The sequence below is a fragment of the Polaromonas sp. P3_C2 genome (genome assembly GCF_056402675.1).
Map to the genome: position 1 here is coordinate 1 of NZ_JBFUGX010000558.1, position 4886 is coordinate 4886.

A 4886-nucleotide genomic window follows, 5' to 3' on the forward strand; every position below is an offset into this window, starting at 1 on the left:
GAAGGATGCCGTTCTGGAAACTGCCCGGGGTAAACGAGCTCAGCTATAAAAGTTATAGCTGCTTGCGCCCACCCTGATTGGGTTTGAAGCCTATCTGTCTTGTATCTGAAGCCGGCTCGACCTAGTTGAGATCGCCGTACTGCGTGCTGCTCAGCGCTGGTGACGTGCTGAATTCCGGTGGCATTTCGGTGTCTTCAAAGCCCGTCAACAGGGTGTATGAACGTGAGCGCGGGCCGCTTTGCACTTTGACCCCTTTTTCCGGCGCAACTGCCGGGCCTTGCGCGGATGCAGCAACCAAAGCTTGTTTGAAGGCGGCAACTTCGTCGGCCTGGATAGGCTCATACCGTGGTGTTGCGGGTTTGACGGGCACGGGCGCGCGGGTTTCTACATTGGCTTCAGCGTGTGCTACTACGGGTGCATGTACAACGGGTGCTGGTACAACAGGTGCTTGCACGGCCTGCGGTGGCGTCGGGGCCTGTTTGACCACGACCGCCATTTCCTCCAGACGCCAGTACACAGCGGGTACCGTGATCTCAAAGCGCGCTTTGGCGTGCTGTGTGATCGATGCCTCAATTCCACTCAATTGCTCGGACGTGCCGCCGAATGCTTTTGCCAGGTCCATCATGACCAGGAATTCATTGCCGCTCTGGTCGAGCGAAAGAACTTTGAATTTGTAGCTGGCCGAGAGCACGCCGGAGCGGGTCATGGCCTCACGAATTGCTACGTACAACTGCTCGCGGCGGGCGTGACGCTTGAGCTTGCCGGAATCGGCGGGAGCAGGTTGTTCGGGGGAGAGTCGCTGGGGTACGGACGCAGCGCCTTTGTCACGTGCGGCGGACGCGCGTCTTTGTTCGTCATTCGCAGCCGCACCGGCTTGCTGCGGTTTATCGGAAAACCAGTTTAAAAAAGACATGGGCAATGTTCTCGTGATGAATCTTCATTTTCCGTCAATGCACGGAGTGAATCTGTAAGCAATAGCGCAAACGGTTCAGCTGTTGTTTAGCAGCAAATCCTGTGGCCGACTTTATCGAAACACCCGTGCAACTGTCTGGTAAAAAATCACGCCCGTCACGTTTTTGAGAACACCTGTGACGCCCGAAAGTATTACGGCAGGGAGTCAGTTGTCTGATGATGCCAATGCACCCGAGAAAGGGTCGACACTCAGGTCACCGCGACGCGCTTGGGACGGTTATAGAGTCGTTTGGCCATGACCGACCCCATTGCCATGGTCAGCTCCAATGCAATGGGGCTGTGGCGGTTTGCCAGTTCGAGGAACCGCATCGGGGTGAGGCACCAAAGCTTGCAAGGCGTCGACGCATGGACCGTGGCACTGCGCGGCATGTGCGAGAAAAATGCGCCTTCACCAAGCACAGTACCTGCACCCACCAGCGCCATTCGCACGCGGGCCTTTTCATCTTCGTAATGAACGCTGAGTGTGCCGCTTTCCACAAAATACAGCGTGCGGTCCAGCGCGCCCTGTTCCATCAGCACCTGGCCACTGTTGAGGGCGAAAGGCTGCATGTAGCTGGCCAGGATGTCCCAATGCGGCTGGTTGAATTGACAGCGCAGTGCGTCACTGGCGTGGCAGTGAAGAATGGCCTGGGCAAGGCCCTGAATGTCAAAACGGATGGCGGCAGGTAATGGAGCGTTCATAGTGGGACGGAAGATACCTTCGCACTACATAGCCTGCAAGGGATGTTAACGGCCCCTTACACCTGATACAGGAAAGCCGGAGTTGTAATTTCCCCTCGACAGAAGGCCATTTTTGACCGTTTTGGTGCGTTTTTCGCGGCATGGCGCCGCTTGTCCCCAGACAGGGCCCGTCTGTCGCCGGTTTACTACTTTCCAATACAGAATCTGGAAAAAATTTCGCCCAACAAGTCGTCCGGCGTGAACGCACCGGTGATCTCGCTGAGGTGAAGTTGCGCCTGGCGCAAATCTTCGGCCAGCAGGTCCAGGGCAGGGTGCCCCGCGCGAATCTGCGCATGGGCTCTCCCGAGTTGTTCGGCGACCTGCTGCAGGGCACGCACGTGACGTTCGCGGGCCATGAACACGCCTTCAGGTGCGGCCTGCCAGCCCACGACCTGCAACAGTTGCTTGCGCAGCGCCTGCAGGCCGTCGCCGGTTTTGGCGGAGATCAGAACGCCGCCGCTGATGGTGCCCAGCACATCCGCGTCAGCCGCGTCCGACTTGTTCCAGACGTCGATGATGGGCGTGTTGCGCGGCAGCTCACGGCTCAATACTTCTGCGATGTGTGCGTCAGCGGCCAGGTAATCGGCGGCATGCCGGGTCAGGTCATGCAGGAAGAGCACCGCGTCGGCGCTGGCGATTTCAGCCCACGCGCGTTCGACGCCGATTTTTTCCACTTCGTCGAGTGCCTCGCGCAGGCCAGCGGTGTCCACCACATGCAGCGGCACGCCTTCAATCTGGATCAGCTGCGAAACCTTGTCGCGTGTGGTGCCGTTGAGGAAGGCACGTTCGGTGAACTCGCCCGGTTGCGCCACGCGCAGCCCCGGCACGGCCGCCGAACCTGTCTCTGGGTTGAGTGCCGCACCGGCCTCAAGGCATCGCGCCAGCAACAGCTGCAGCACGACAGGGCCGCCGTGCGCTTGCAGCTCCAGCACGTCTTCGCCGGTGTAGGAATGCGGCGCCGGGAAATGCAAGGCGAGGCCCTGGTCGATGGCTACGCCGTGCGCATCCCTAAAGGGAAGGTAGGTCGCCTGGCGCGGTTGAAGCTGGCGGCCGCAAATCGCATCGACGACGGGCGCGATGTGCTTGCCGGACACCCGCACAATGCCCACCGCACCGCGACCGGGCGCAGTGGCGATGGCAACGATGGGGTCGTGGTGTCGGGCCAGCATGGTGGTAGATGTTAAGGGGCAAACCGGATATTGGTGCTATGGCAGAGAGCGCCGCAGCCAAAGCCGGTTTCCCAAGAAAAAGGGCCGCGAAGCGGCCCAATTTTTATTCCGTGTCCGCCTTATTTGAACTTCGGCAGGTTGAACTGCGGCGGCACGCCCATACGCGTGTTGATCACCCACTGCTGCGCGATGGACAGGATGTTGTTGGTAATCCAGTACAGCACCAGGCCAGCCGGGAAGAAGAAGAACATCACGCTGAAGATCAGCGGCATGAACCACATCAGCTTGGCCTGCATCGGATCCGGCGGAGCGGGATTGAGCGCCGTTTGCAGCATGGTCGTCAGGGTCATCAGCACGGGCAGGATGAAGAATGGATCCGGCGCCGAAAGGTCGTGAATCCACAAGATCCAGGGTGCATTGCGCATTTCAACGCTGGACAGCAGCACCCAGTACAGCGCGATAAACACGGGGATCTGGATCATGATCGGGAAGCAGCCGCCCATCGGGTTGACTTTTTCTTCCTTGTAGATTTTCATCATCGCCTGCTGCATTTCCTGCGGCTTGTCTTTCAGGCGTTCACGCATTTCCATGATCTTGGGATTGATCGCCTTCATCTTGGCCATGCTGGCATACGCCTTGGCATTGAGCCAGTAGAACGCGATTTTCAGCAGCAGCACCAAAGCCACGATGGACCAGCCCCAGTTATGGATGAAGCCGTGCAGTTTGTCGAGCAGCCAATACAGTGGCTTGGCCAGGATGGTCAACCAGCCGTAGTCCTTCACCAGCTCCAGGCCCGGTGCAATGGCTTCCAGTGTTTTTTCTTCCTGGGGGCCGACGAAAAATTTCGCCTCGACCGACTTGGTCGTGCCTGCTGCGATGGTGTCCAGCGGCGTGATCATGACGACGGAATACAGGTTGTTGGCGACCTTCTGGAACAACAGGTCGCGCTTGAGACCATCCGGAAGAATCCAGGCAGTTGCAAAGTAATGCTGGACCATGGCGATATAGCCATTGGTGGCCTGCTTTTCGACGTCAACCTTGTTGTTCTCGATGTCCTTGAATTCCACTTTTTGGTATTTCTTGGCTTCGGTATAAATCGCCGGGCCGGTGAAGGTGGAATAAAAAGAAGACTCTCCGGGCGGCTTGTTGCCGTCACGCACGAGCTGCAGATACAGCTGGGGCGACACCGCGGCTGTGCCGGTGTTGACGATGTCGTGGCGCACCGCAATGTCGTAAGCGCCGCGTTTCAGGGTGTAGGTCTTGACCAGCTTGACGCCGCCGACTTCCGCCGACTCAAACTTGATCTGCAGTTCGTCCTGGCCTTCTTTCAGCGCTCGTTCGCCTGGAACCACGGCCATTGGCGTTTTGTGGGTAGGAAAGCCTCCGGTGGTGCCGGGTGCCGTAACAAGTCCTGTCTGCGCCACATAAACACGGCTTGCGCTTTCGTCCATCAAGACAAAACCTTCGGCCGTGTGCGCCTGGTCCTTGTACTTGACGAATGCCGAGTGCACCAGGGTGCCGCCTTCGCTGTCAAAGGTCAGCGTGAGCACATCGGTATTCACAACGAAGCGTTCTTTGGCGGTCGACGGCGCGATCGATGGAGCGCCTGCCGGCACGGCACCAGGCGCGCCTGGCGTTGCGTTGGCAGCCTGCGGCGCAGGCACGGAAGAAGCCGTAGCGCCGGCAGCTACAGGTGCAGAGGAGCCCGCGACCGGTGCCTTGGCGCTTTGCGTGGCTGACGGGAAAAAGGTCGCCTTGTGGCCGTTATATACCTGCCATTGGTCCCACAAAAGGACCATGGAAAAACCAAAAATCACCCACAGGATGGTGCGGCGGATGTCGTTCATGACGGCGTCTTTTTAGAAGGGGTGGAGGCCACAGGGGTGGCCAGGCGGGAAAAGAGGGGAACAGGCGGCACCGGGTCGTGCCCGCCATCGCACCAGGGATGGCAGCGTACCAGCCGGCGCAAGGTGAGGTAGCTGCCGACTGTTGCGCCGTGCTGCTGCAGGGCCTGCAGTGAATAGG

5 protein-coding genes are annotated in these 4886 nt (G+C 59.1%); all 5 read right to left on the reverse strand.

The genetic code is table 11. From position 1 onward, the window contains the following. Window positions 1-121: 121 nt before the first annotated feature. Window positions 122-913, reverse strand: a complete 792-nt coding sequence (locus tag AC1DWI_RS18900) for a hypothetical protein (RefSeq protein WP_477670435.1) — start codon at window positions 911-913, stop codon at window positions 122-124. A gap of 248 nt (window positions 914-1161) precedes the next feature. Beyond that, the gene (locus AC1DWI_RS18905) at window positions 1162-1653 is read right to left on the reverse strand and encodes a Crp/Fnr family transcriptional regulator (RefSeq protein ID WP_122954706.1); all 492 of its coding nucleotides are present in this window, start codon (window positions 1651-1653) and stop codon (window positions 1162-1164) included. A gap of 185 nt (window positions 1654-1838) precedes the next feature. After that, window positions 1839-2861: a tRNA modification GTPase gene (locus AC1DWI_RS18910; RefSeq protein WP_477725438.1), complete on the reverse strand. Its 1023-nt coding sequence runs from the start codon at window positions 2859-2861 to the stop codon at window positions 1839-1841. A gap of 119 nt (window positions 2862-2980) precedes the next feature. After that, complete coding sequence (gene yidC, locus AC1DWI_RS18915; RefSeq protein ID WP_477670433.1) at window positions 2981-4708, reverse strand: membrane protein insertase YidC; 1728 nt, start codon at window positions 4706-4708, stop codon at window positions 2981-2983. Further along, window positions 4705-4886 (reverse strand): membrane protein insertion efficiency factor YidD (gene yidD, locus AC1DWI_RS18920; RefSeq protein ID WP_477725439.1); only part of this gene is annotated, 182 nt, incomplete at its 5' end. The genes yidD and yidC, both read right to left, overlap by 4 nt.